We start from the raw sequence: 23,660 nt of genomic DNA on the forward strand, positions 1-23,660 counted from the left end.
GCGCACACTATGCGCGTCGGCAACGCGGAGTCTCCATCGTGACGGCGATCTTCCTCATCGTCATCCTGGCCGGCCTGGCCGGCTTCGCCGCGCGCCTCTTCAGCGTGCAGCAGCAGTCCTCCGGCTTGGACGTGCTCGGCGCGCAGGCCTATGCGGCGGCGCAGTCGGGCATCGACTGGGGGGGGTACCAGGTGCTCGACGGCACCCCGACCTGCGCGGCATCCACGAATCTCGCCATGCCCGCCGGACCACTGGCCAACTTCGGCGTGACGGTGATCTGCGCTTCGTCGGCCCACACGGAGGCTGGCGCCGCCGTCACGATCTACCAGCTGGCCGCCACCGCCTGCAACCAGCCGACCGGGGCGGGGGTCTGCCCCAATCCCGCGCCCGGCGACAGCTATGTCGAGCGGCGGGTGAGCGCGACGGTGGAGAACTGAAGCATGGGACCTGCTTATCTGGGCCGTCTTGTCCTTGGCGTCCTGCTGGCGGCGGCAGGGACGGCGCCGCTCGTGCAGGCCCAGACCATCACTTTCCGGGCGCAGACTTCCGCAGCGGCCGCCGGCCCCACCTATCGGGCCTCGGCATCGGCCGCGGCCGCCGCAGCGGTCGCCACCTATCGTTCCAGCCAGTCGGCGGCGACGACGGGCGCGACCCTTACCATCAACCGGCCTGCCGGCGTGGTGGCGAACGACATGCTGATTGCCTCGATCGGCGTGACACCGTCCAGTGCCACGCTGACGCCGCCAGATGCCAGCTGGACGCTGGTTCGCCGCATCAACAACGCCGGTCCCACTTCGAATTCGCTGGCCGTTTACCGCAAGCTGGCGACGGCTTCCGAGCCGGCTTCCTATGCCTGGTCTGTCGGCGGCGGCAGCTACACGGTGGGCGGCATCCAGGCCTTCTACAACGTCGACCCGGCCACCCCGATCGACGTCGAGAACGGCCAGGCGACGCCGAGTTCGACGTCGCATGCGACGCCGAGCGTCACGACGACGGCGGCCAATGCAATGATCGTGACGTCGCACACCTTCGCCTCCTCGCGGACGTGGACGCCGCCGGCGGGCATGACGGAATCCTTCGACCGGCGCAGCGGTGCCAACAGCGCCACCGGCCAGGCGATCGAGGGCAACCGGGTGCTGCAGGCGGCGGCCGGCGCCACCGGCCCGAAGACGGCGACGGCCGCCGCCAGCGCCGATGCAGGGGCAACGCACATCCTGGCGCTGCGGTCGAATCCGGCGACCACCCTGACCATCGCGCGCCCCGCCGGAGTCGTGCAGAACGACGTGCTGGTCGCCTCGATCGGCGTGACGCCGTCGACCGCCAGCGTGCCGACCCCGGCAGACTGGACACTGGTGCGGCGCATCGACAATGCCGGACCGACGTCGAACTCGCTGCTTGTGTTTTACAAAGTGGCCGGAGCGGCCGAGCCGGCGAGCTACATCTGGACCGCGACGGGCGTAAATTTCACGGTCGGAGGCGTCCAGGCCTTCTACAACATCGACACGGCGAGCCCGGTCGCCATCGAGGACGGCCAGGCCACACCGAGCGGAACGACGCATTCCACGCCAAGCGTGGTCACGACCATCGACAATTCGATGGTCGTGACGTCGCACACCTTCGCCTCGTCGCGCACGTGGACGCCGCCGGCCGGCATGGCGGAATCCTTCGACCGGCCGAGCGGCGCCAACAGTGACACCGGCCAGTCGATCGAGGGCAACCGGGTGCTGCAGGCGGCGGCGGGGGCTACCGGCACGAAGACGGCGACGGCCGCCGGCAATGCCGATGCCGGGGCGGCGCACATTCTGGCGCTGCGTCCCGCGCGGGCGCTGACCCTGACACGGCCCGGTACGGTGGCGGCCGATGACGTAATGATTGCGTCTGTCGGCGTGACGCCCTCTACCGCCACCATCACGCCGCCCGCCGGCTGGACGTCCATAAGACGGATCGACAATGCCGGGCCGACCTCGAATTCCCTGGAAGTGTTCCTGCGCGTCGCAGGAGCGGCGGAACCGGCCAGCTATGTCTGGCGCTTCGGCGGGGCAGGCTACGCTGTGGGCGGATTGCAAGCCTTCTATAACGTCAACACCATCACGCCCATCGACGTCGAGAACGGCCAGGCGACGCCGAGCTCGACGTCGCATGCGACGCCGAGCGTCGCGACGACGGTGGCCAATGCGATGATCGTGACGTCGCACACCTTCGCCTCCTCGCGCACATGGACGCCGCCGGCCGGCATGACGGAATCCTTCGACCGGCCGAGCGGGGCCAACAACGCCACCGGCCAGGCGATCGAGGGCAACCGGGTGTTGCAGGCGGCGGCGGGGGCCACCGGGGCGAAGACGGCGACGGCGGCCGGCAATGCCGATGCCGGCGCTACGCACGTCCTGGCGCTGCGGCCCTATGTGCCTTCGGTCAGCCCCGGCGGCTTCAACGCCTGTGAGGTTGCGTCGCCCCGCTGTAGCCCGCCCACCGCCAACTACGACCGGATAAGAACCAAGATAGCCGGTTTGCCCTTCGCTCTGGATTTTGTCGCCCTGAAGGCGGACGGAACCCTCGAGGCCGGTTTTGCCAATAATGCCACCGTGAGCCTGGTGGCGAGCGTCGGCGTAGTCCCATCCGGTGATATCGACGCCACGACGCGTTGCCCGATTGCCACGCCGGTGACGAACATAGCGGTGGGCAGCGTGAGCTTTGCCGCCGGCCGCGCAATCCCTTCCACCGGCGTCACGATTCCTGCCGTCGCCGAGGCCTACAAGGACGTGCGGGCGAGGATCGTGTGCGACGCGGCGAACTGCCCGCCGTCGGGCATCACCCGCTGCTCGACCGACAGCTTCGCCATCCGGCCGAACGCCCTCGGGGTGGCGGTGACCGACGGAGACTGGCAAACCGCCGGCATCGCCCGGACGCTCGACAACACTGCGGTCCCCGGCGGCACGGTGCACAAGGCCGGCCGGCCGTTCACCATTAGCGCCACGGCCTGGAATGCCGCGGCGACACCGGCCGTCACGGCGAACTATGCGGGTTCGCCAGCGGCCAGCATCACCTCGCATACCATCCCCGCCGGCTGCCTCAACGGCGGCGGCTGCGCAGTGGATATCACCGCCGGCTCCTTCAGCGCCAGCGGCGGGACCGTGCGCACGGATGCCGCCAGCTACAACGAAGTCGGCGCTTTCAATCTGCAACTGGTGGATGACACCTTCGCCGAGGTGGACAACGCCGATTCCAGCGCCGCCGAGCGGGAAATCCGCTCGCCGAGCGTGGGCGTCGGCCGCTTCGTGCCGGACCGCTTCAGCCTGCAGGCCGGCCATGCGGTCACGCCGGCCTGCACGACCGGCGGCTCGCTCCTGACTTACATGAACCAGCCTTTCACGGTCGGGGCGACGGTGGAGGCGCAAAATGGCGCCGGCAGCCAGACCTGGAATTACCACCCCGCCAGCGGCGGTTATGCGCCGGCGACGCTTGCGTGGCAGGCGGAAAACGCGAATGGCGGCAGCAATCTCGCCGGCCGGTTGACCCTTGGGACCGGCAGTTGGAGCAACGGCCAGCGGGCGATCAGCGTGGCGAACGCCGTTTTCGGCAGACAGTCGCCGGACAACCCGGACGGGCCTTACGATTCCCTGCAATTGGGGCTGCAGGTGGCCGATCCGGATGGTCCGGCCCTGGCCGGCCTCGACATGAATGCGACGACTGCAGCCGATTGCGTGGCTGCCGCGAATTGCAATGCCAAGACGGTAGGGGTGCCGATGAGCATCCGTTTTGGCCGCCTGCGACTGCTCAATGCGGCCGGCTCCGACCTGCTGGCGCTGCCGGTGCCGGTCCGCGCCGAGTATTGGACAGGAACGGCGTTTGCAATCAATGCAGCGGACAATTGCAGCACACTGGCGGCGAGCAACCTGGCGATGGGCAGCTGGACTGGGAATTTGAATGCCTGCGAGACGAGCGTCTCCTTCTTCGGCGGCGTGACGACAATGACGGCGGGCAGGCTAGATTCCCTGCGCTTGGCGCCGCCAGGGGCGACCAACCAGGGCAGCGTCGCCCTGACGGCCAACCTTGGCACAGCGGGCAGCGGAACGACCTGCCTGACGACCGGCGGGGCGACCGCCCCCGTCAGCGGAGCGAACTTGCCCTGGCTGTATGGACGCTGGGACGACTTGGCCAACCCCGATTCGAATGCCAATACGAGCTACGACGACAACCCCTCGGCCCGCGCCACCTTTGGCATCTTCCGCGACAGGGTGTTGTATCGGCGCGAAAACTACTAGGAAACCACAAGGATTTCATTGACTTTGCGAAACAGATAATCTACCTTAACGACATTAGCTAACTAATTGTCAGGACAGGATTTGTTTAAGGCGGGGAAAAGACAAGGGTGGCTTGCCTTTGAATTCGCCGACGGCGCGGTCAGTATTGCAAATGTCATAAGACGAACAGGCGATCACCCCCAGGTCGAAATCTGCGATTCCTATCGCTGCGAAGGTGGAGAACTCGACACCCTCATTCGCCTGCGAAAGTCGCTCAAGCTCGACGCCTTCCGCTGCACGCTGAACCTGCAAATCGGCGAATATCATTTCCTCCAGGTCGAGCCGCCCAATGTGCCGGCGGAGGAACTCAAGCAGGCGCTGCGCTGGAGCATCAAGGGCATGGTCGATTTCCCCGTCGACCAGGCCACGCTCGATATCCTCGAAATTCCCGCCGACAAGAAGGGCGACGCCAAGGCGCGCTTCCTCTACGTCGCCGTTGCCAGCAACGACGTCATCGGGCGCTACGTGCGCCTGTTCCAGGAGGCGGGCCTCGATCTGGCCGCCATCGATGTGCCCGAAATGGCCCAGCGCAATGTCTCGGCGCTCTTCGAGGCGCAGGACCGCAGCATCGCCATGCTCGGCTTTTCCAGCGCGGGCGGACTCCTGACCTTCGGTTATCACGGCGAGCTGCTGTCGGCGCGGCGCATCGACGTTTCGCTGAACCAGCTGGTCGACGCCGGGGAGGAGCAGCGGCAGGCGATGTTCGAGCGCATCGGGCTCGAGCTGCAGCGCTCGCTCGACACCTTCGAGCGGCAATTTACCTTCGTCAGCCTGGGCAAGCTGGTCGTCAGTCCGATTGCCGGTGAAATAGGGCTGGCGCCGTACCTTGCCGAGAACTTGTACGTCGGCGTGGAAACGGCCGATCTGGGCGGCGTGATGGAACTGGGCAAAGTGCCGGGGCTGCGCCAGCCGGCCGCGCAGGCGCAGCGCATGATGCTGCTTGGCAGCGCCCTGCGGGACGGGAACAGGCCATGAGCCGCCAGATCAACCTCTACAATCCCGCGCTGCGCAGCGTCAGGGAGTTCTTCTGCGGCCGCACGCTGATCATCGGGGCGGTGGCGGTTTGCGTCCTATCCATCGCGGCCTACTCTTTCTTCACTTACCAGGCGACCGGCCGCGGCGACCAGTTGCGTGAGCTGGACAACCGGCTCGACAAGTTGCGCGAGGAAAGCACGGTCCTCGCGTCCGAGGTGGACCGGCGTCAGGGAAGCGCGGAACTGGAGCAGAAATTGCAGCAGCTGGAGGCGCTGGCCGCGGCACGCGAGCAGGTGGCCGCTGCGCTGGCGCGGGATGTGGGCGGGCCGTCCGGCGGATTTTCGGAATACATGCGCGCATTCGCCCGGCAGACCCATTCCGGCGTGTGGCTGACCGGCTTCAGCATCGCGGCGGACAGCGGGGAGATGACCATCAGCGGGCGTGCGCTCAACCCGGACCTGGTGCCGGCCTACATCGCACAGCTCAATCGCGAGCCGCTGCTGCAGGGGCGCAAATTCGCCCAGTTCGCCGTGAGGCAGCCGGCTGGCGAGGCCGGCGCTGCCGGGAGCGTCGCCGGTACGCCGGCGCGACCGGAAGGGCAGCGCGCCGAAGTGCCTTTCCACGAGTTCCGTCTGGTGTCGTCCGCCGCGGTTGGGGCGCAGCACGGAGGCGGGATGCAATGAAAGACAAGCTGAAGAAGCTGCTGGCCCGATTCGATGCACTGAACCGCAGGGAACGCATCGTCGTGTCGATCGCCGCCTGGTTGATGGCGCTGCTGGTGATGGACACGCTGGCCATCACGCCGGCCCAGCGCCAGAGCGGCGCGATCGGGAGGGCCATCGCCGAGAAGCAGGCCGGGATTGCCCGCGCCGAAACCGAGGTGGCCACGCTGCGTGCCAAACGGGAGCAGGACCCGGACGCCGCCGCCAGGGCGCGCATCGCGGAACTGGAGAAGCGGATCGCCGCCATCGACGACCGGTTGAAGAATGCCAAAACGCAGATCGTGCCGCCGGAAAAGATGGCCGGCCTGCTCGAGCAGCTGCTTCGGCGCAACAAGCGCCTCGAACTGGTGAGCCTGCGCTCGACCGCGCCGGAGGCCATGGGAAAGACGGAAGGGACGGCTGGCGCTGACAAGGGCGCATCGGCGCAGGGCAAAGGCCCGGGGGAGGCGCTCTATCGCCAGGGCATGGAATTGACGCTGAGCGGCAGCTATGCGGACATGCTGGACTACGTGACGCAGATCGAGCAGATGCCGTGGAAGATTTTCTGGGGGCGCCTGGACATGAAGGTGGAAACGTATCCGCGCGCCAGGCTGGTGCTTAACGTATATACGCTGAGCCTGGACAAGACATGGCTGAGCATTTAGACATGGTGAAGAACATCGCAACCCTGCATCTGACGATCGTGGCCGGCTTGGCGGCGGCAGGCATCGTCTGGCCGCTTGCCGGCGCAGCGCAGGGGCTGGCCGATCCGACCCGGCCGCCGGCGCACCTGATCGATCCCGCCATGGGCGGCATGGCGCAGGACGGGGTGTCGTCGAATCCGCTGCAATCGATCTTGCGCAGCGGGAAGACGCGCAAGGCGCTCATCAACGGAGAACTGGTGAAAGTCGGCGACAAGGCGGGTACGGCGGTGGTGGAGCGCATCGGCGATACCGAGGTGGTCCTGCGCCTGGAAGACGGCTCGATGGAAACGCTCAAGCTGCATCCCGATGTGGAGATCAGCCGGAGCAGGACAAAGCAGCGCGCTGCGCCGGCAGGCAAGCCGGCGGGCGCCAAACAATGACAGGGAACGCGCCATGAACAGGCTGATATTGATTTGCATTGCACTCCTAGTGGCGGCATGCGACATGGGGCCGCGCCGCGGCATCGTGAAGGAATCCATCGATTCCGAGCTGAAACAGGCGACGGAGAACCGCAGGGCGCCGCCGCCCGAAGCCGTGCAGCAGGCGCTGGTGTCGCCGCTCGGGGTCGGCGCACAGGCCAAGCCGCGCGAGCAGCGCTTCGACCTGAACGTCAGCAACGCGCCGGCCAGCCAGGTTTTCATGGCCATCGCCTCCGGCACGCGCTACAGCATGGTCGTCCACCCGGAAGTGTCGGGCGCCGTCTCCGTCAACCTCAAGGATGTCACCATCGGCGAGGCGCTCGATGCCCTGCGCGAGCTTTACGGCTACGAATACAGGGTGCAGGGCAACCGCATCTTCATCCATCCGGTATCGATGCAGTCGCGCGTCTTCCAGGTGAACTACCTGACTTCTTTGCGACAGGGCCGCAGCAACACACGGGTGACGTCGGGTTCGATTACCACTTCGAATCCCACAGGAACCGCGCCGTCGGCCACCGGTGGACCGCAGCCCGTGCCGACCGGCGGACAGACCACGCAGTCGCTGGACGGCAGCCTCGTGTCGACCAGCAACCGCAGCGATTTCTGGAGCGAACTGGAAACCGCGATCAAGGTCATCATCGGCGGCGCCCAGGGCGGGCGCAGCGTCGTCCTTTCGCCGCAGGCCGGCCTGGTCGTGGTGCGCGCCATGCCGGGCGAACTGCGCGAAGTGGAGAACTTCCTGCGCGCTTCCCGCGTCACGGTCGAGCGGCAGGTGATGCTCGAGGCGAAGATCCTCGAAGTGCAGCTCTCCGAGGGCGCCCAGGCGGGCATCAACTGGGCGGCCTTCAACAAGCACGGCGACCACGGTTTCTCGGTCGGCGCCGATCCGGAATACTTCAACGTGCCGGGCAGTTCGCTGCCGGGGACGCGGGCGGGATCGATCGCCACCTCCGCGGCGGGCGCGGCCGCCACGCTGGGCCAGGTGCTGGCCAAGCCGCTCGGCGGCGGCATCCTCGGCTTGGCGTTCCAGACCGGCAGCTTTGCGGCCCTGCTGTCCTTCCTCGACACGCAGGGCAGCGTGCAGGTGCTCTCCAGTCCGCGCATCGCCACCATCAACAACCAGAAAGCGGTCCTCAAGGTCGGCACCGACGAGTTTTTCGTCACCAACGTGACGACGACCTCCTCGACGACGGGCAGCAGCACGACGACCTCGCCGACGATCACCGTGCAGCCTTTCTTCTCCGGCATCGCCCTCGACGTGACGCCGCAGATCGACGAGGACGGCAACATCATCCTGCACGTGCGTCCCTCGGTGAGCCAGGTCACGGAAAAGACCAAGAACCTAGACCTCGGCACGCTCGGCACCTTCACCCTGCCGCTCGCCTCCAGCGCCATCAACGAGAGCGACACCATCGTGCGCGTGCGCGACGGCAATGTGGTGGCCATCGGCGGCCTCATGCAGCAAACGCAGAGCGACGGCACGAGCAAGGTGCCGGGCGTCGGCGATGTCGCCTCCGGGCTGGGCGGCCTCTTCAAGCACGGCAACAAATCCTTGACCAAGCGGGAACTGGTGGTGCTGATCAAGCCCACCGTGATCCACAGCGACAAGCAGTGGCAGGACGATCTTGAGCGCACGCGCGACCGCTTCCAGGGCATGGTGCCGCCCGAGCCGCGGCAGGTGCAGGGACAGTAAGCAGGTTTTCTCGGGGGAGACCGACATGTATCTCAACCATTACGGCCTGGCGGAAATGCCTTTCGGCATCACGCCGGACACGAGCTTCGCCTTCTCCGCCACTGCGCACCAGGAGGCGCTCAACACCCTGCTCATCGCCGTGAAGAGCGGTGAGGGCTTCATCAAGATCACCGGCGAGGTCGGCACCGGCAAGACACTGCTCTGCCGCCGCTTCCTTGCCGCGCTGGACGGTGATTTCGTCACGGCCTACCTGCCCAATCCCTATCTGGAGCCGCGCACCCTGTTGCTGGCGCTGGCCGAGGAACTGGGTGTCGATCTGCCGCGGGATGCCGACCAGTATCATTTGCTCAAGTCGCTCAACCAGACCCTGATGGGCATCGCGGCGCAGCGCAAATCCGTAGTGGTCTGCCTGGACGAAGCCCAGGCGATGCCGCTGGAAACCATGGAAGTGCTGCGCCTGCTCTCCAACCTCGAAACGGAGAAACGCAAGCTGCTGCAACTGGTCCTCTTCGGTCAGCCGGAACTCGACACGAAGCTTGCCAATCCTTCCGTGCGCCAGCTGCGCCAGCGGATTTCGTTCAGCTATCGGCTGGGCGGGCTGAAGCGCAACGAGATGGACCTGTATCTCGCCCATCGCCTGCATGTGGCCGGCCACCGCGGCGAGCGCGTCTTCAAGCCAGGCGCCAGCCGCCTGATCCACAAGGTCACGTCAGGCACGCCGCGTCTGGTGAACATCCTGGCCCACAAGGCGCTGCTCTCCGCCTACGGCGAGGGCCGCCAGCAGGTGACGGCCGGACATGTGAAGACGGCAATCGGCGATACCGAGGGCGTGCGCATGCCGCGCTGGGCGTTCTGGTAACAAGTCCCGCATGAGCCTCATCAACCGCATGCTGCAGGATCTGGAGGCGCGTCGCGCCGCCGAGCAGGGCAGCGCGCTGTCGAAGGACGTGCGGCCGCTGCCGGCAGCACGGGAAACCAGCCTGCTGCGGGCCGTCGTGACGGGCGTGACGGGGGCGGCAATCCTGGTGGCGGGCGGCATGCTTTGGATGGAATTGCAGGAACAGCCGGCAGCGCTCCCACCCGTCGCAGCGCCGAAGCCGATTGCCGTGACTGCCGTGACGCCTCCCGCTCCTCCGGCGCCAGCCCAACCTGCGGCTGCCACGGCTGAACCTGCCGCAACCCCTGCCAAGTTGGATACGCCGGCCCAGGCGTCCCCCGCTCCGGTTGCGGAAGCGCCGAAAGCCTTGCCCGAGACCAAGGCACAAGTCGTGCCGGCGCCCGTGCCGTCCAAAGCCGATGCCGAAGCCGTCGAGAGCGGACTCAAGGTCGCCACTTCACTGACGCTGCCGCGCGATGTACAGGAAAGCAGTCATGCCAAGCCCGCACGCGCCGAAAAACCCGCCCCTGCGGTCATCGAGAAGAAGGTGCGCAATGTTCCCGCCAAGGAGCGGGCGGAAAGCGAATACCGCAAGGCGCTTGGGCTGCTCAACCAGGGGCGCCAGAACGAGGCCTTGGCCGGATTCGGCGCGGCCTTGCAGACGGAGCCGACACATGTGAATGCGCGTCTGGCCCTGGTCAACCTGCTGCTGCAACAGCAGCGCCTTGCCGATGCGCAGGCGATCTTGGGGGAGGGCCTCGGCCTGCTGCCCGGCCAGCCGCAACTGGCGATGCGCCTGGCGCGCATCCAGGTTGAGCGGGGCGATCTGCGTGGCGCGTCCGACACCCTGCAGAAGGCGAGGGGTGGCGCATCTGCCGCCAATCCCGAGTTTCATGCGCTGCATGCCGCCGTGCTGCAGCGACTGACTTTGCACAAGGATGCGGTGACGGAGTACCAGGCCGCCCTGCGCCTTGCTCCCCAGGCCGGCGTATGGTGGATGGGCCTGGGCATCTCGCTGGAGGCTGACGGCCGTGCTGCGGAGGCGCGCGAAGCGTTCCAGCGGGCGCGTTCCAGCGGTGCGCTCTCGGCGGAACTGGATCGCTTCGTCGAGCAGAAGCTCAGGCAACTGCAGTAATCAGTTCGCCAGGGTTCTTGCCACGACCCAGTTTTCCACCCGTGCGGCACCGTGCAGCTTCAGCGTGCGCGCGAACTCGTTCAGCGTCGCCCCGGTGGTCATGACGTCGTCGACCACCGCGATGGTCTTGCCGGTCAGGTCGAGGCGGCATTCGAAGGCGTGGCGGATGTTCGCCTGGCGTTCCTTCCACGGCAGGCTGGCCTGTGGTGCGCTGTCGCGCACACGGGCGCAGGCATCGGAGACGAGCGGCAGGCCGAGCCGTCGCGCCAGCGGCCGGGCGATTTCCTGGGCCTGGTTGAAGCCGCGCTCCCGCATGCGCTGTGCCGAGAGGGGCAGAGGGATGAGGCAGTCAACCCCGGCCGCAGCGACGCGGCCCATGAGCGTCTCGGCCAGCCAGCCGGCCAGGGGCAGCCGATGCCGGTACTTCAGCCCCTGCACGATATGCTCGACCGGGAAGGCGTAGCGGAACGCGGCTGTCGTCGCGTCGAAATGCGGCGGCGCACCCTGGCAGGCGCCGCAGACGGCGTCCTCCGCTGCGGGCAGGGCGCAGACCGGGCAGAGCGGCCCGGCCAGATGCGGCAGATCGGCCTCACAGGCGGCGCAGACCAGGCGCTCGCCGCTGCCCTTGCCGCAGACGGTGCAGTCCTGCGGCAGCAGGCGGGACAGCGCCCGAATTGTCGTCCGGTAAATTGACAAGCCCCACCCCTTGAACGATCATCCCCACTCCGATTCTAGCCGAAGCATTTCCCCGCCATGAAAACAGCCGCCGCCGAGCGCGTGAGCAAGGGCTCACATCAACAGAAGAAGTGGACTGTCGCCGAGATCCAGGCGCTTTTCGAACTGCCCTTCAACGATCTTCTGTTCCAGGCCCAGCAGGTGCACCGCGCCCATTTCGATGCCAACAGCGTGCAGCGCTCGACCCTGCTGTCGGTCAAGACCGGCGGCTGCTCGGAGGACTGCGGCTACTGCTCGCAGGCGGCGCGCCACCATACCGGGCTGGAAAAGGAATCCCTGCTGGAGATCGACGAGGTGGTGGCCGCCGCCCAGGCCGCCAAGGAGAAGGGCGCCAGCCGCTTCTGCATGGGCGCCGCCTGGCGCGGGCCGAAGGACAAGGACCTCGAGCAGGTGAGCGAGATGATCCGCGCCGTGAAGGCGCTCGGCCTGGAAACCTGCGTGACGCTGGGCATGCTCAAGGAGGGCCAGGCCGAGCAACTGAAGGCGGCCGGCCTCGACTACTACAACCACAACCTCGATACCGCGCCGGAGTTCTACGGCAACATCGTCACCACCCACAGCCAGGCCGATCGCTTCGACACGCTCAACAAGGTACGCGAGGCCGGCATCCACGTTTGCTGCGGCGGCATCGTCGGCATGGGCGAGACGCGCAGCAGCCGCGCCAGCCTGATCGCCGAGCTGGCCAACATGAATCCGCCGCCGGAGTCCGTGCCCATCAACAACCTGGTGCCGGTGCCGGGCACGCCGCTGGCGAATGCCGAGCCGATCGACCCCTTCGAGTTCGTGCGCACCATCGCGGCGGCGCGCATCACCATGCCGAATAGTCTCGTGCGCCTGTCCGCCGGCCGCCAGGAAATGTCGGATGAACTGCAGGCGCTGTGCTTCCTCGCCGGCGCGAATTCGATCTTCTACGGCGACAAGCTGCTCACCACCGGCAATCCCGAAGCCGGGCGCGACGAAAAGCTCTTCGAGCGGCTGGGCCTGAACGCCATCTGATGCGGGCTCGCTTTTCCAGGGCGGCCGCTTCCTACGATGAAGCCGCCGTGCTGGCAAAAGAAGTCAGTCTGCGCATGACGGCGCGGCTCGAATACGTCAAGCTCGCGCCCGCCCGTATCGCCGACATCGGCTGCGCCACCGGCGATGGCATCCGCGCCCTGCAGGCGCGCTATCCGCAGGCCCTGCCCCTGGCGGTCGACTACGCGCCGGCGATGCTCGCCGAGGTTGCCCGCCGTACGCCCTGGCTGGGGCGGCTGCGCCGCCGTGCGCCGCGCTGCGTTGCCGCCGACGTGCGGGCGCTGCCGCTCAAGGGCGGCACGCTGGGTCTGGTCTGGTCGAATCTCATGCTGCACTGGCTCGACGATCCGCTACCGGCCTTCCGTGAGCTGCAGCGCGTGCTGGAGGTCGGCGGCCTGCTGATGTTCAGCGCCCTCGGGCCGGACACGCTGAAGGAGCTGCGCGCCGCGGGCGCGACGACACTGCGGCGCTTCCACGACATGCACGACCTCGGCGACATGCTGCTGGCGGCCGGCTTCGCGGACCCGGTGATGGACATGGAGAAGATCGAGCTTTCCTATGCCAGTCCGCGCGGCCTGCTGCGAGACCAGCGCCTGCTCGGCGTGCGCGACGGCCTGCTCGGGCCGCTGGGCTTTCGCGAGGGGCGGCGCGTCTTCCGTTCCTGGCAGGCGCAGCGGCGCGAAGGACGCCTGCCGGCCACCTTCGAGATCGTCTACGGTCATGCCTGGAAGGCCGAGCCGAAGACCACGGCGGACGGCCGCGCCATCATCCAGTTCAAGAAATGAAAAGAGCCAAGCAGCGCCGCATCAGGCCGCGCAATCCCGTTGCGGTCGATCCCCTGCTCAAGAAGGGCGGCGCTCATCAACTGCGCGGCAAAAAGGCCAGCCGGGCCAAGCAGAAGGCGCGCTTCCTGCGCAATCAGCGCGATCTCGAGTAGGCCGCCAGCTGGCGCTGCCTTTCCTTCAGTAGCCGCAGGGCGCGGAAGCCGAGCAGGATGCCAAGGAGCACGGCATACAGCAGGGGCAGCGTGATGTCCTTCTTCACCAGCCACCAATAGTGTACGACGCCGATGATGGCGATGGCGTAGACGCCGCGGTGCAGTTGCGTCCAGCGCCGGCCGCCGAGGCGCCTGACCATCGCCGCGCTCGAGGTCGCCGCCAGCGGCACCAGCAGGACGAAGGCGGCAAAACCGGCGGTGATGAAGGGGCGCTTGGCGATGTCCTTGAGGATGGCGGCCCAGTCGAAGAACTGGTCGAGCCAGAGATACGTCATGAAATGCAGTGCTGCATAGAAGAAGGCGTAGAGCCCGAGCAGGCGGCGCAGGCGGATCAGCCAATGCCAGCCGGTAAGGTGGCGCAGCGGCGTCACCGCCAGGGTGATGAGCAGGAAGTTCAGGGTCCACGTGCCGAGGTGGCGCGTGATGAACTCGATCGGATTGGCGCCGAGCCCGTCCGTCCACGCCAGCCAGCCGAGCTGCGCCAGCGGGATTAGGCAGAAGGCGAAGAGCGCGGCCTTGAGGGCGCCAATCTGCTGCGGGTTCGGTTGCATCAATAATATTTTCGCAGATCCATGCCGGCATAGAGCTGCGCGACCTGGTCGGCGTAGCCGTTGAAGGGCAGCGTCTTGCGCTTGAAGAACTCGCCGATGCGGCGCTCCCTCTCCTGGCTCCAGCGCGGGTGACTGACCTCCGGATTGACGTTGGCGTAGAAGCCGTACTCGTCCGGCTGGGCGAGGTTCCAGGTCGTCTTCGGCTCCCTGTCGGTCAGGCGGATCTTCACGATCGACTTGCCGCTCTTGAAGCCGTATTTCCACGGCACGACGAGGCGCAGCGGGGCGCCGTTCTGGTTGGGCAGTTCCTCGCCGTAAAGGCCGACCGCCATGATCGTCAGCGGATGCAGCGCCTCGTCGAGGCGCAGGCCTTCGACGTATGGCCAGTCGAGGTAGGAGAAACGCAGCCCGGGCATGGTCTCCGGGTCCATGTGGGTGACGAACTCGACGTACTTTGCGCTGCCGAGCGGCTCGACCTGCCTTAGCAGGGCGGCGAACGGAAATCCGACCCAGGGAATCACCATCGACCAGCCCTCGACGCAGCGCAGGCGGTAGATGCGCTCTTCCAGCGGGGCGATCCTGAAGACATCCTCGATGGCGAAGGTGCGCGGCTTGTGCACCAGCCCCTCGACGCTTACCGTCCACGGCCGCGTCTTCATGGCGCCGGCGCGTTCCGCAGGCTGACTTTTGCCGCCGAAGCCGAACTCGACGAAGTTGTTGTAGGTGGTGATGTCGCGCAAGCTGTTCGGCGGCTCCAGCGTGCTATAGGGGCTCTTCTGCAGGCCGGTAAAGGCCTCGCGCGCCCAGGCCTCGGTCGGCAGCCCGGCGGCCAGGGCGAGAGCGCCGGCGGCCTTGATGAAGGCGCGTCGCCGCTCGAACAATTCGCGCGGCGTGATCTCGGAAGGGGCGATATCGTCCGGTCGCTTGATCAGCATGGCGGCCTTTCTGTGGGGAACATGCCGAGTAGACCGGCCGGTCCCGCGAAAACTTACGGATTCAGTTGCTGGTAAACGGCGGTGGCGATGCGCAGCAGGTCCGGCTTGTCCATTTCGCCGGAAAGGGCATAGCCGAAGCGCCCGTCCAGCCAGTAGAACACGCCGATGCCGTTTTCCCGCGCATAGCGGAAGGCGGTCTCGCGGCTGTCCTGCGCATCGCGCTGCACGTACAGTGTCAGGCGCTGTCCGCGCGCATCCTGGTACATGAACTGCGCCACCGGGCCGGCTTCGCCGGGCAGGAGACGGCCACCCACCAGTTCGAAGCCTTGCGCCGACAGCCGTGGCGGCTTCAGTTCCGCGCCCAGCCGTTTCGACAGCCAGGCGACGAGATGGGTTTCCTCGGCGGCGCCGACTTCGACCGGGTGGCGAATCTCGGGGCTGAAGACGGCATGCGCCAGTGCCGCCTGGCGCGGCAGCGAGGCGGTGGGCTGCGGCGCGGCGGCGGGCAAGTAGCCGCGCACGGCGTAGCCGACCACGCCACCGACGGCAAGCCAGGCGACCGCCGCGGCCAGGCGTAGCGGCGGCATGCGGCGGGAGGCGCGCGCGGTTTCCATGAGGCGCGCCGGCACGGGTTCGTCCAGCACGGGATCGAAAGCGCGATGAATGCGCTCTCCCTGGAGGCGCCACTCGGCCACGGCCTGACGCATTTCGGGATGCTCGCCGAGCCACGCCTCGACTTCGGCGCGGCGCGAGGCATCCAGCCGTCCGTCGGCGTAGGCGTGGAGTTCCCGTTCGCTGATGGGGGTGGCGCTCATTTGACGACTTTCAGTTGGGGCTCGGCCGGTTCGTCTCCGGAGAGCAGGGCGCGCAACCGTTCGCGCCCACGCGACAGGCGCGACATGACCGTGCCGACGGGCACGCCGAGCACTTTTGCGGTGTCCTCATAGGAAAGGTCCTCCAGCACCACCAGCAGCAGCACCTCGCGCTGCTCCTCGGACAGCCGTGCCAGGCTGTGCGCGAAATCGCGCAGTTCCAGCGCGTCGCTCTGGGTGGCCCGCGTCGGCAGGTCGGGCAGGGCCTCGTCGCCGGGGTAGTCGATCAGGCGCGGACCGCGCGCCTGATTTACGAACAGGTTGTGCATGATGGAGAACAGCCAGGCGCGCAGATTGCCCGGCCGCCATAGCGACCATTTGCCGAGCGCGCGCTCCAGCGTGTCCTGCACCAGGTCGTCGGCGCGCACGACATCCCCCGTCAGCGCGCGCGCATAGCGGCGCAGGCGGGGGATTTCGGCGACGATGTCCTGGCGACCCATCGAAAAGAGTCTACTCCCTGACGATGCGCCAGGCGTTATTGACGCCGTCGCCGGTCCGGTCGCCGGGCTTCTGGTCCTTGATCCAGTAGTAGAGCGGTTTGCCCTTGAAGGCCCATTGCATCTTACCGTCGTCGCGCGTCACGATCGACCAGTCGCCGGAGGCGCGGTCGGCCTCGGCGGCGAACAGCGGCGGCCAGTTGGCGGCGCACGGGCCATTGCAGACGCTTTTGCCGCTGCCGACGGCGTCCTTGTCGAAGGTGTACAGCGTCATGCCGTTGGCACCGATCAAGACGCCGCCTTCCATGCGGGCGGGTGCGGCAGGGCGGGTTTCGTAGGACGCGCAGCCGGCCAACAGGCCGAGCGCAACCAGGGCGGTGCAGAGGGTTTTTTTGTACATGATTTCTCCTGTTGGGGTTGGGGACTACACCGCATAAACAAGTGCGCCCCCCTTTTTATTCCCCGACAGAAGAAAAAAGGGGTGGCAACCGCCACCCCTTTTGTTCGAATGCTTGAATAGACTTAACGCAGACCGGCGACGTAGTCTGAAACGGCCTTGATTTCTACGTCGGACATCTTGGCGGCAACGGCGCGCATCATCCTGTTCGGATCGTTGGCGCGTTCGCCGCTGCGGAAAGTCTTGAGTTGCGCCTCGGTGTATTCGGCAAACTGGCCGCCGATGCGCGGGTACTGGGCGGGAATGCCGGCGCCGGCCGGGCCGTGGCAGGCGGCGCAGGCGGGCAGGCCGCGGGCGGCATCGCCGGCGCGATACAGCTTCTGGGCGGCCTCGATGGCCTGCGCCTTGGCCTGCTCGCCCTTCTGGGTCTGGCTGGCGTACCAGGCAGCGACGTTCTTCATGTCCTGGTCGGTGAGCGCGGCGACCATGCCGGCCATGATGGGATTGTTTCGCTCGGCAGGCTTGCCGCCGTCGGCCTTGAAGTTCTTCAACTGCTTGTAGAGATAGTCAGCATGCTGGCCGGCGAGCTTGGGGTTGGCGGCGACGGTACTGTTGCCGTCCGGATTGTGGCAAGCGGCGCAAATCTGCGCGGCGACTTGCTGGCCTTTGGCGGCGTCAACCTTGGTGGAAGCAGTTTCAGCAGAAACGGGCTTGTCGGTGGCCTGAGCCGTCGCGGCCAAGGCAAGGGCCAGCGACAGGGTGATGAAACGATGAACCATGGGTACGACTCCTCGAGGCCTGAATTCTAAAAAACTGTTATTCTATACCAACTTACCTCTGTTGCATCATGTCCTGCAGGCGCTTGTCTGCCCGCCCTATGTCCCTGTTTGCCAATGCGGTTTTCGCGATCTCTGCTGAAAAACTGAGCGACCTGCCGGCTCCCTCTGGCGCGGAAATCGTTTTCGCAGGCAGATCCAATGCCGGTAAGTCGAGCGCAATCAATACCCTGGCGGGAATGACACGGCTGGCCTTCGTCAGCAAGACGCCCGGGCGCACGCAACTGATCAACTTTTTCCGGCTGCGCAACGGAGCATTCCTCGTGGACCTGCCCGGCTATGGCTATGCCGACGTGCCGGAAAAGATACGCCGTCATTGGAAGAGCGTTTTGGCCGCCTACCTGTCGACGCGCACCAGCATCTGCGGCCTGGTGCTCATCATGGATGCGCGACGGCCCCTGACGGATCTCGATCGCCAGATGCTCGAGTGGTTCGGTCCGACCGGCAAGCCGATTCATATCCTGCTGACGAAAGCGGACAAGCTGACGCGCACCGAAGCGACGAAAACCCTGCAAGCCGCCCGCGCGGAATTGGCCCCATGGGCCGATCAGGTGAGCGTGCAACTTTTCTCGAGCCTGAAGAAATCCGGTGTAGAAGAAGCGGAGAAGATCATCGGCAGTTGGCTCGTCCCCGACGAAGCGGCGGCGGAAAAAAGAAGTGCCCCCGGCTAAAGGGGAGAAAAACCGGGGGCAGAAACGCCTTAACTTGATTAAGGCACCCGCTCAGGGAGGTGAAGCGGGAGACGGTTCAACACCATCTGGCGTTTCTGAGCGAAAATCTTCCCCGCAAGTTCCTTTAAACGCGAATTAAATGTTTTTCTTATAAAGAAACCATGAGCTTATCAGGCGTTTTCCCCTCGACACGCATGCGCCGCATGCGCCGCGACGATTTCTCTCGCCGGCTGATGCGGGAGCATCATCTGACGGCCGACGATCTGATTTATCCGGTGTTCGTGCTGGAGGGCAAGGGCATCGCCGAACCGGTGGGCTCCATGCCGGGCGTCTTCCGCCATTCCCTCGACCGGCTGCTGAAAGTGGCGGAAGAGGCGGCGCAGCTCGGCGTGCCGGCGCTGGCGCTGTTTCCGGTGATCGATCAGTCCCTGAAATCGTTGGGCGCGGAAGAAGCCTACAACCCCGATGGCCTGGTCCCGCGTGTCGTGAAAGCGCTGAAGAGGGAGTTTCCCCAACTCGGGGTGATTACCGACATTGCACTCGATCCCTATACCAGCCATGGACAGGATGGCCTCATCGACGACGAAGGCTATGTGCTCAACGACGAAACGCTGGAAGTGCTGGCGAAGCAGGCGCTGAACCATGCGCAAGCCGGCGTCGACGTGGTGGCGCCCTCCGACATGATGGACGGGCGCATCGGACGTATCCGTGCCGAACTGGATGGCCAGCGGCAGATCTACACGCGCATCCTGGCCTACTCCGCCAAATACGCATCGAGCTTCTATGGGCCTTTCCGCGACGCCGTCGGCTCGGCGGGCAATCTCGGCAAGGGCAACAAATACACCTACCAGATGGACCCGGCGAACACCGACGAAGCGCTGCGGGAAGTCGGCCTCGACATCGCCGAGGGTGCGGACATGGTGATGGTGAAGCCCGGTCTGCCCTATCTGGACATCGTGCGCCGCGTGAAGGACGAGTTCAAGGTGCCGACCTGCGTCTATCAGGTGAGCGGAGAGTACGCCATGCTGAAGGCGGCCGGCCAGAACGGATGGATCGACGAGAAGGCCTGCGCGCTGGAGGCGCTGCTGTCCATGAAGCGCGCCGGTGCCGACGCGATCCTCACCTACTTCGCCCTCGATGCGGCGAAGTGGCTCAGGGACGGGAAGTAACGCTTACGCCGGCTGCGACAGGCAACCGGCCAGCAGCATCGGCCACTGCTGCGGCCAGTGCGACATCGGCTCGCGCGTGAACCCGCTCTTGACGAAGAGTTGCCAGCGACCGATGACGTAGCACAGGCACAGGTTGGCTGCTGCCGCGGCATCCTCGCCCTGCGGCAGCTCGTTGCTGGTGGCGGCGATGCGCAGGGCCTGCTTGAGCGCGGCTTCGACGCGATCGAGCAACTGGTTGATGCGCGCCTGCAGGCGGTCGTCTTCGTTTACCAAGGCATCCCCGATCAGCACCCGCGTCAGGCCGCGGTTCTTTTGCGCAAACCCCAGCAGCAGGGCGACGATCAACTCGGCCTGCTTCACGCCGGATTGCTCCTCGCTGCCGATCTTGTTGATGACCGAGAAGAGGCTGTTCTCGATGAACTCGATAAGGCCGTCGTACATCTGCGCCTTGCTGGCGAAATGCCTGTAGAGCGCAGCTTCCGAGACATCCAGCTTTTTGGCCAGGAGCGCCGTGGTGATTTTCTCTCCCCTGGGATCCTGCAGCAGCTCCGCGATGGTCTGCAGGATCTGCAGCTTGCGTTCCCCCGATCTGGCGGCCATTGTCTTCCTCGCTCCCTTGTTATCCCAGCGCGCCTATGCGGCGCGGCAGTTCGAGCACGGATTTTAGCCTGAGGTCGACCCAGGCGGGGCGGCGTGCCTCGCGGCTGATCCAGACTGTGCGCATGCCGAGCCGCTTGGCGGTCTTCAGGTTTTCCGCGCTGTCCTCGACCAAGATGCAGTGCGATGGATCGAGGCGGTGCTCGCGGACCAGGTGCAGGAAACCGTGGATCCCGGGCTTGGGCCGGAAGCGCATGTTTTCGATCGAGCAGACGGCATCGAACGCCTGCCGCACGCCCATGATGTCGAGCACTGCCTCGGCGTAATGCCGCGGGGCATTGGAGAAGACGATCTTGGCGCCGGGCAGCCGGCGCAGGACCTGGTGCAGTGCCCGCTCATAGACCACCATGCCGGAAAGGTCGTCGAACTGGTGGGTGTGGTGGAGGAAATGGTGCGGATCCGTACCGTGGTGGCGCATCAGTCCCAGCAGCGTGGCGCCGTAGCGTCGCCAATAGGTTTCGCGCAAGGCCGAGGCTGCCGTCTCGTCGAGGCCGGCCTGCTGTGCCACGTAGGCCGTCATGGCCCGATTGATGTGCGGAAAGATGTGCGGGTCGGCGTCATGCAGCGTGTTGTCGAGGTCGAACAGCCAGACCCGTCTGCCTGCCGAGCTCACTTGCTCTTGATCATGGTGCCGACGCCATGGTCCGTGAGGATTTCCAGCAGCAGGGCGTGCTCGACGCGACCATCGATGATGTGAACATTCCTTACGCCGCTGCGTGCGGCGTCCAGCGCCGAGCCGATCTTCGGCAGCATGCCGCCGGAGAGGGTGCCGTCCGCGACGAGATCGTCGATCTGCTTCGGCGTCAGTCCGGTGAGAAGCTTGCCGTTCTGGTCGAGCACGCCAGGCGTGTTGGTCAGCAGCACCAGTTTCTCTGCCTTGAGGATTTCTGCCAGCTTCCCCGCCACCACGTCGGCATTGATGTTGTAGGATTCGCCATCCTCGCCGACACCGATCGGTGCGATGACGGGAATGAAATCGCCGGAATCGAGGAAGGCGATCAGGCTCGGATCGATGGCGGTGATGTCGCCGACCTGTCCGATGTCGAGCATGTCGGTCGGGTTGTCCTTGTTCGGCATGAGCAGCTTCCTGGCGCGGATGAAGCTGCCATCTTTGCCGGTCAAGCCGACCGCCTTGCCGCCGTGCTGGTTGATGAGGGCGACGATCTCCTTGTTGACCTGGCCGCCGAGGACCATTTCGACCAGCGCCATGGTTTCGGGGTCGGTGACGCGCATGCCCTGGATGAACTGCCCCTGCTTGCCGACGCGCTTGAGCAGATCGTCGATCTGCGGCCCCCCGCCATGCACGACCACCGGATTCATGCCGACCAGTTTCAGCAGAACCACGTCGCGCGCGAAGCAGTGCTTCAGATTTTCGTCTGTCATGGCATTGCCGCCGTATTTGACGACAATGGTCTTGTCCTGAAAGCGGCGGATATAGGGCAGGGCGGCGGCGAGAATGCCGGCTTCGACTGCCGGGGAAAGGGTAGTGTCGGTCATGATGGCCCAGATTCCGGTGAATGCGGAATTCTAAGCCTTATGCAAAAAAAGCGGGAAGCCGAAGCTTCCCGCCGTGGCCGGCCTTCGAGGAGGAAGGGGGCCGGGGCCGGATCGGGGCTCAGTCGATAGTCAGTCGCTTGGCAGCGGCAGCGGCTTTCTTCGGCAGCGTCAACTCGAGCACGCCGTCGTTGAACTTGGCCGCGGATTTCGACTCGTCGATGTCCTGGCCGAGCTGGAAGCTGCGTGAGACCTTGCCGAAATAACGCTCGGTGCGCAGGACACGCTCGCCTTCCTTGACTTCCTTCTCCTGCTTGCGCTCGGCGCTGATCGAAACGACGGAGCCGTCGATGTTGACGTGGATATCCTCCTTCCGGATGCCCGGCAGCTCGGCGTGCACCTTGTAGGCGTCACCCTGTTCCTTGACGTCGATCTTGATGGAGGGCACATCAACAGGGCTGCCAAAGTCGACCGGCCGCACGAAGAAGCCGCGGAAGAAGTCGTCGAAGGGGTCTGAACCGGAACGCGTGATATTGGCCATGATGTCTCCTATTAACGGTTAGGGATTAGACTCATGGTTTCAATATAGGGCAGCCCGGCGTCATTTCAAGAGGGGGCGGCTCGGAAGCAAAATTAATATCATGTCAAACAGTTGCGAGTCTGCCTCGGCTTGTCCCGGATGCGGCCGGACCTTTATCTGCGGCATGAAGGCCGGCCTGCCTCGTTGCTGGTGTGCCGAGCTGCCACCCCTGAAGTCCCTGCCCGAGGCCGGCAAGGGCTGCTACTGCCCGGAATGCCTGGAGAAAATGCTGGCTGACGAATCCGTCAAGCCCGCTTGATTTGGTGTGGCAGCATGAGGATGGCGTCCCGGTTGCTCCAGGAGAATACGCTGCGCGCAGCCTCCTGCCAGGGCAACCATACGTAGCCGAGGTGCTCGTCGGGGGCGACGGTGACCTGGTCCGGCGCCGGCACCAGCAGGCTGAACACATGCTCGACATTTTCGGTGACGCCGGGTGCATAGCGATATCGCCATTCCGGGAATATCTCGTAGCGGTTGGTGAGACGCCAGTCGGCCAAGTCCTTCGGTCGGGAAGAAATACCGGTCTCCTCCGCAACTTCGCGTACTGCCGTGAGCAGGAGGGGTTCGTCGCCCTCCTGACTGCCCGTCACCGACTGCCAGAACCCCGGGTGGGCAGCGCGCTCGAGCAGCAGCACCTCGAGGTCGGGGGTATGGATCAGGACCAGGACGGAGACCGGCTTCTTCAATCGAGCCCCGGCAGATAGGCGATGCCGTCGGCGTGCATGTCCACCAGCACCCAGAACGGCACGCGTTCATCGCGCCAGACATCGGAAGCGGCAGCAAAAACCTGGAGCGCCGTGGCGAAATCTGCGCCGTGGCTGGCGCGAATGCCGTCGCAGTGCTCCAGCAGGATCAGGTAGCCATCCGCCGGCAGCCAGGATAGATCGCCGAGGCAGTCGGCGAGCGCATCCCAGTTGTGGCCGAACCAGTCGGGAAACTCGAGGGCGGTCGCCAGTCGTTCGAAAAGCGCATTCTTGTCGCGTACTGCGGAAAGATCGATGCAGCAAATGGCAAAGCCGGACTTGTCGGCTGCGGCCAGCAGATCAGGCATGCCTTTTGGGGGCGTGTGATAGACACCGCAGCGGGCAAGGTCGCGGAGGAGGGCGGCGTAGCGCTGTTGGCTCATTCGCGTATCTTCCGGAAGCTGCGGTAGTGATCGTTGGTGAAATAATACTCCCCCGAAGTCCGCACATCGCCCGTGTTGCCCCGTCCGGCGACGATGCGCCGTGCGCCGCGGTCGCGCGATCCGGGGGTTGGAACGGTGTACTCGCGGTAGTAGCCATGCGGACGGGCGGGCAGTCGCCGCTCGAAATTGCCAAAGACCGAGCCGTCCTTGCGGTAGGGAAAGGGACCGCCCTGCTTGATCAGTGTCAGCGTTTGCCGGGCTTCGCCGGGGAGGGCTGCGGCCTGGACCGACGGAATGCCTTGAGCGACATATGGTTCACGCGCCGTGGCCGGGCCCGCGGCGAGAATCGACAGCAGCAAAAAACAAAGGCGCAGCATCACGCCG

At 65.8% G+C, this 23,660-nt stretch carries 29 protein-coding genes; 14 read left to right on the top strand and 15 right to left on the bottom strand.

Going from position 1 to position 23,660, the window contains the following annotated elements:
- Both ROZ00_00005 and ROZ00_00010 read left to right on the top strand, forming a co-directional pair.
- A partial coding sequence (locus ROZ00_00005; GenBank protein ID MDT3734592.1) for a hypothetical protein occupies positions 1 to 437 on the top strand: 437 nt, incomplete at its 5' end.
- 3 nt (positions 438 to 440) lie between these two features.
- Positions 441 to 4,262 (top strand): hypothetical protein, encoded by a 3,822-nt coding sequence (locus tag ROZ00_00010; protein MDT3734593.1) that lies wholly within the window; start codon positions 441 to 443, stop codon positions 4,260 to 4,262.
- A gap of 69 nt (positions 4,263 to 4,331) precedes the next feature.
- On the opposite strand, the gene ROZ00_00015 is transcribed toward ROZ00_00010, so the two are convergent.
- The gene (locus ROZ00_00015; GenBank protein MDT3734594.1) at positions 4,332 to 4,568 is read right to left on the bottom strand and encodes a hypothetical protein; all 237 of its coding nucleotides are present in this window, start codon (positions 4,566 to 4,568) and stop codon (positions 4,332 to 4,334) included.
- A gap of 24 nt (positions 4,569 to 4,592) precedes the next feature.
- On the opposite strand from ROZ00_00015, the gene ROZ00_00020 reads away from it, so the two are divergent.
- From ROZ00_00020 to ROZ00_00050, 7 genes are all read left to right on the top strand, one after another.
- Positions 4,593 to 5,276 carry an agglutinin biogenesis protein MshI gene (locus ROZ00_00020; GenBank protein ID MDT3734595.1) on the top strand — a complete coding sequence of 228 codons (684 nt, stop codon included), beginning with the start codon at positions 4,593 to 4,595 and terminating at the stop codon, positions 5,274 to 5,276.
- Positions 5,273 to 5,959: a PilN domain-containing protein gene (locus ROZ00_00025; GenBank protein ID MDT3734596.1), complete on the top strand. Its 687-nt coding sequence runs from the start codon at positions 5,273 to 5,275 to the stop codon at positions 5,957 to 5,959. The genes ROZ00_00020 and ROZ00_00025 overlap by 4 nt, the downstream gene beginning before the upstream one ends.
- The gene (locus tag ROZ00_00030) at positions 5,956 to 6,642 is read left to right on the top strand and encodes a hypothetical protein (protein MDT3734597.1); all 687 of its coding nucleotides are present in this window, start codon (positions 5,956 to 5,958) and stop codon (positions 6,640 to 6,642) included. The genes ROZ00_00025 and ROZ00_00030 overlap by 4 nt, the downstream gene beginning before the upstream one ends.
- Positions 6,627 to 7,061 carry a hypothetical protein gene (locus tag ROZ00_00035; GenBank protein ID MDT3734598.1) on the top strand — a complete coding sequence of 145 codons (435 nt, stop codon included), beginning with the start codon at positions 6,627 to 6,629 and terminating at the stop codon, positions 7,059 to 7,061. Before ROZ00_00030 ends, ROZ00_00035 begins: the two co-directional genes overlap by 16 nt.
- Before the next feature lie 64 nt (positions 7,062 to 7,125).
- Positions 7,126 to 8,793 (top strand): pilus (MSHA type) biogenesis protein MshL, encoded by a 1,668-nt coding sequence (mshL, locus tag ROZ00_00040; protein ID MDT3734599.1) that lies wholly within the window; start codon positions 7,126 to 7,128, stop codon positions 8,791 to 8,793.
- 25 nt (positions 8,794 to 8,818) lie between these two features.
- Positions 8,819 to 9,652 carry an AAA family ATPase gene (locus tag ROZ00_00045; protein MDT3734600.1) on the top strand — a complete coding sequence of 278 codons (834 nt, stop codon included), beginning with the start codon at positions 8,819 to 8,821 and terminating at the stop codon, positions 9,650 to 9,652.
- A gap of 10 nt (positions 9,653 to 9,662) precedes the next feature.
- Positions 9,663 to 10,805: a tetratricopeptide repeat protein gene (locus ROZ00_00050; GenBank protein MDT3734601.1), complete on the top strand. Its 1,143-nt coding sequence runs from the start codon at positions 9,663 to 9,665 to the stop codon at positions 10,803 to 10,805.
- Here ROZ00_00050 and ROZ00_00055 read toward each other — a convergent pair whose 3' ends face one another.
- Positions 10,806 to 11,501 (bottom strand): ComF family protein, encoded by a 696-nt coding sequence (locus ROZ00_00055; GenBank protein MDT3734602.1) that lies wholly within the window; start codon positions 11,499 to 11,501, stop codon positions 10,806 to 10,808.
- A gap of 57 nt (positions 11,502 to 11,558) precedes the next feature.
- On the opposite strand from ROZ00_00055, the gene bioB reads away from it, so the two are divergent.
- Genes bioB through ROZ00_00070 form a run of 3 tightly spaced genes read left to right on the top strand, consistent with a single transcriptional unit; the run spans position 11,559 to position 13,491 of the window.
- Positions 11,559 to 12,536 carry a biotin synthase BioB gene (gene bioB, locus ROZ00_00060; protein ID MDT3734603.1) on the top strand — a complete coding sequence of 326 codons (978 nt, stop codon included), beginning with the start codon at positions 11,559 to 11,561 and terminating at the stop codon, positions 12,534 to 12,536.
- Entirely contained in the window at positions 12,536 to 13,339 is an 804-nt protein-coding gene (locus tag ROZ00_00065; protein MDT3734604.1) for a methyltransferase domain-containing protein, read from the top strand. The genes bioB and ROZ00_00065 overlap by 1 nt, the downstream gene beginning before the upstream one ends.
- Positions 13,336 to 13,491, top strand: a complete 156-nt coding sequence (locus tag ROZ00_00070; GenBank protein ID MDT3734605.1) for a hypothetical protein — start codon at positions 13,336 to 13,338, stop codon at positions 13,489 to 13,491. Before ROZ00_00065 ends, ROZ00_00070 begins: the two co-directional genes overlap by 4 nt.
- Here ROZ00_00070 and ROZ00_00075 read toward each other — a convergent pair.
- From ROZ00_00075 to ROZ00_00100, 6 genes are all read right to left on the bottom strand, one after another.
- Positions 13,473 to 14,102 carry a protein-methionine-sulfoxide reductase heme-binding subunit MsrQ gene (locus tag ROZ00_00075; GenBank protein ID MDT3734606.1) on the bottom strand — a complete coding sequence of 210 codons (630 nt, stop codon included), beginning with the start codon at positions 14,100 to 14,102 and terminating at the stop codon, positions 13,473 to 13,475. The two genes, ROZ00_00070 and ROZ00_00075, sit on opposite strands and share 19 nt — an antisense overlap.
- Complete coding sequence (msrP, locus tag ROZ00_00080) at positions 14,102 to 15,037, bottom strand: protein-methionine-sulfoxide reductase catalytic subunit MsrP (GenBank protein MDT3734607.1); 936 nt, start codon at positions 15,035 to 15,037, stop codon at positions 14,102 to 14,104. The genes ROZ00_00075 and msrP overlap by 1 nt, the downstream gene beginning before the upstream one ends.
- A 53-nt stretch (positions 15,038 to 15,090) precedes the next feature.
- Positions 15,091 to 15,852, bottom strand: coding sequence for an anti-sigma factor (locus ROZ00_00085; protein ID MDT3734608.1), 762 nt, complete (start codon positions 15,850 to 15,852; stop codon positions 15,091 to 15,093).
- On the bottom strand, positions 15,849 to 16,349 hold the full coding sequence (locus tag ROZ00_00090) for a sigma-70 family RNA polymerase sigma factor (GenBank protein ID MDT3734609.1): 501 nt from the start codon (positions 16,347 to 16,349) through the stop codon (positions 15,849 to 15,851). The genes ROZ00_00085 and ROZ00_00090 overlap by 4 nt, the downstream gene beginning before the upstream one ends.
- Before the next feature lie 10 nt (positions 16,350 to 16,359).
- On the bottom strand, positions 16,360 to 16,746 hold the full coding sequence (locus tag ROZ00_00095) for a hypothetical protein (protein MDT3734610.1): 387 nt from the start codon (positions 16,744 to 16,746) through the stop codon (positions 16,360 to 16,362).
- A 122-nt stretch (positions 16,747 to 16,868) separates the two neighbouring features.
- Positions 16,869 to 17,522 (bottom strand): c-type cytochrome, encoded by a 654-nt coding sequence (locus tag ROZ00_00100; GenBank protein MDT3734611.1) that lies wholly within the window; start codon positions 17,520 to 17,522, stop codon positions 16,869 to 16,871.
- A 98-nt stretch (positions 17,523 to 17,620) separates the two neighbouring features.
- Between ROZ00_00100 and yihA the strand changes: the two genes are divergently transcribed.
- The gene (gene yihA / locus ROZ00_00105) at positions 17,621 to 18,250 is read left to right on the top strand and encodes a ribosome biogenesis GTP-binding protein YihA/YsxC (GenBank protein ID MDT3734612.1); all 630 of its coding nucleotides are present in this window, start codon (positions 17,621 to 17,623) and stop codon (positions 18,248 to 18,250) included.
- A 161-nt stretch (positions 18,251 to 18,411) separates the two neighbouring features.
- The gene (gene hemB, locus ROZ00_00110) at positions 18,412 to 19,419 is read left to right on the top strand and encodes a porphobilinogen synthase (protein ID MDT3734613.1); all 1,008 of its coding nucleotides are present in this window, start codon (positions 18,412 to 18,414) and stop codon (positions 19,417 to 19,419) included.
- A gap of 3 nt (positions 19,420 to 19,422) precedes the next feature.
- Here the strand turns inward: hemB and slmA are convergent, their stop codons facing one another.
- The 7 genes from slmA to ROZ00_00145 all read right to left on the bottom strand — a co-directional run bounded on the left by slmA (position 19,423) and on the right by ROZ00_00145 (position 23,656).
- Entirely contained in the window at positions 19,423 to 20,019 is a 597-nt protein-coding gene (gene slmA / locus ROZ00_00115) for a nucleoid occlusion factor SlmA (GenBank protein MDT3734614.1), read from the bottom strand.
- A 19-nt stretch (positions 20,020 to 20,038) separates the two neighbouring features.
- Positions 20,039 to 20,689 (bottom strand): pyrimidine 5'-nucleotidase, encoded by a 651-nt coding sequence (locus ROZ00_00120; protein ID MDT3734615.1) that lies wholly within the window; start codon positions 20,687 to 20,689, stop codon positions 20,039 to 20,041.
- Positions 20,686 to 21,573, bottom strand: coding sequence for an acetylglutamate kinase (gene argB / locus ROZ00_00125; GenBank protein MDT3734616.1), 888 nt, complete (start codon positions 21,571 to 21,573; stop codon positions 20,686 to 20,688). Before argB ends, ROZ00_00120 begins: the two co-directional genes overlap by 4 nt.
- Before the next feature lie 118 nt (positions 21,574 to 21,691).
- Complete coding sequence (locus tag ROZ00_00130; GenBank protein ID MDT3734617.1) at positions 21,692 to 22,111, bottom strand: Hsp20/alpha crystallin family protein; 420 nt, start codon at positions 22,109 to 22,111, stop codon at positions 21,692 to 21,694.
- 284 nt (positions 22,112 to 22,395) lie between these two features.
- On the bottom strand, positions 22,396 to 22,836 hold the full coding sequence (nudB, locus tag ROZ00_00135) for a dihydroneopterin triphosphate diphosphatase (protein MDT3734618.1): 441 nt from the start codon (positions 22,834 to 22,836) through the stop codon (positions 22,396 to 22,398).
- Complete coding sequence (locus ROZ00_00140) at positions 22,833 to 23,276, bottom strand: barstar family protein (GenBank protein ID MDT3734619.1); 444 nt, start codon at positions 23,274 to 23,276, stop codon at positions 22,833 to 22,835. Before ROZ00_00140 ends, nudB begins: the two co-directional genes overlap by 4 nt.
- The gene (locus ROZ00_00145; GenBank protein MDT3734620.1) at positions 23,273 to 23,656 is read right to left on the bottom strand and encodes a ribonuclease domain-containing protein; all 384 of its coding nucleotides are present in this window, start codon (positions 23,654 to 23,656) and stop codon (positions 23,273 to 23,275) included. Before ROZ00_00145 ends, ROZ00_00140 begins: the two co-directional genes overlap by 4 nt.
- Positions 23,657 to 23,660 lie beyond the last annotated feature (4 nt).

It is taken from the genome of Denitratisoma sp. (genome assembly GCA_032027165.1).
In the GTDB taxonomy this organism is placed as follows: domain Bacteria; phylum Pseudomonadota; class Gammaproteobacteria; order Burkholderiales; family Rhodocyclaceae; genus Desulfobacillus.

Bases quoted from the DNA above. Each gene is read 5' to 3' on its own strand.
- ROZ00_00045 (MDT3734600.1), top strand. From the start codon at position 8,819: ATGTATCTCAACCATTACGGCCTGGCGGAAATGCCTTTCGGCATCACG.
- yihA (MDT3734612.1), top strand. From the start codon at position 17,621: ATGTCCCTGTTTGCCAATGCGGTTTTCGCGATCTCTGCTGAAAAACTG.
- ROZ00_00030 (MDT3734597.1), top strand. From the start codon at position 5,956: ATGAAAGACAAGCTGAAGAAGCTGCTGGCCCGATTCGATGCACTGAAC.
- ROZ00_00015 (MDT3734594.1), bottom strand. From the start codon at position 4,568: ATGATATTCGCCGATTTGCAGGTTCAGCGTGCAGCGGAAGGCGTCGAG.
- ROZ00_00065 (MDT3734604.1), top strand. From the start codon at position 12,536: ATGCGGGCTCGCTTTTCCAGGGCGGCCGCTTCCTACGATGAAGCCGCC.
- ROZ00_00130 (MDT3734617.1), bottom strand. From the start codon at position 22,111: ATGGCCAATATCACGCGTTCCGGTTCAGACCCCTTCGACGACTTCTTC.
- ROZ00_00050 (MDT3734601.1), top strand. From the start codon at position 9,663: ATGAGCCTCATCAACCGCATGCTGCAGGATCTGGAGGCGCGTCGCGCC.
- ROZ00_00140 (MDT3734619.1), bottom strand. From the start codon at position 23,276: ATGAGCCAACAGCGCTACGCCGCCCTCCTCCGCGACCTTGCCCGCTGC.
- hemB (MDT3734613.1), top strand. From the start codon at position 18,412: ATGAGCTTATCAGGCGTTTTCCCCTCGACACGCATGCGCCGCATGCGC.
- argB (MDT3734616.1), bottom strand. From the start codon at position 21,573: ATGACCGACACTACCCTTTCCCCGGCAGTCGAAGCCGGCATTCTCGCC.
- ROZ00_00100 (MDT3734611.1), bottom strand. From the start codon at position 17,522: ATGGTTCATCGTTTCATCACCCTGTCGCTGGCCCTTGCCTTGGCCGCG.
- ROZ00_00010 (MDT3734593.1), top strand. From the start codon at position 441: ATGGGACCTGCTTATCTGGGCCGTCTTGTCCTTGGCGTCCTGCTGGCG.
- msrP (MDT3734607.1), bottom strand. From the start codon at position 15,037: ATGCTGATCAAGCGACCGGACGATATCGCCCCTTCCGAGATCACGCCG.
- ROZ00_00075 (MDT3734606.1), bottom strand. From the start codon at position 14,102: ATGCAACCGAACCCGCAGCAGATTGGCGCCCTCAAGGCCGCGCTCTTC.
- ROZ00_00095 (MDT3734610.1), bottom strand. From the start codon at position 16,746: ATGTACAAAAAAACCCTCTGCACCGCCCTGGTTGCGCTCGGCCTGTTG.
- slmA (MDT3734614.1), bottom strand. From the start codon at position 20,019: ATGGCCGCCAGATCGGGGGAACGCAAGCTGCAGATCCTGCAGACCATC.
- ROZ00_00025 (MDT3734596.1), top strand. From the start codon at position 5,273: ATGAGCCGCCAGATCAACCTCTACAATCCCGCGCTGCGCAGCGTCAGG.
- ROZ00_00070 (MDT3734605.1), top strand. From the start codon at position 13,336: ATGAAAAGAGCCAAGCAGCGCCGCATCAGGCCGCGCAATCCCGTTGCG.
- ROZ00_00090 (MDT3734609.1), bottom strand. From the start codon at position 16,349: ATGGGTCGCCAGGACATCGTCGCCGAAATCCCCCGCCTGCGCCGCTAT.
- ROZ00_00035 (MDT3734598.1), top strand. From the start codon at position 6,627: ATGGCTGAGCATTTAGACATGGTGAAGAACATCGCAACCCTGCATCTG.
- bioB (MDT3734603.1), top strand. From the start codon at position 11,559: ATGAAAACAGCCGCCGCCGAGCGCGTGAGCAAGGGCTCACATCAACAG.
- ROZ00_00085 (MDT3734608.1), bottom strand. From the start codon at position 15,852: ATGAGCGCCACCCCCATCAGCGAACGGGAACTCCACGCCTACGCCGAC.
- mshL (MDT3734599.1), top strand. From the start codon at position 7,126: ATGGGGCCGCGCCGCGGCATCGTGAAGGAATCCATCGATTCCGAGCTG.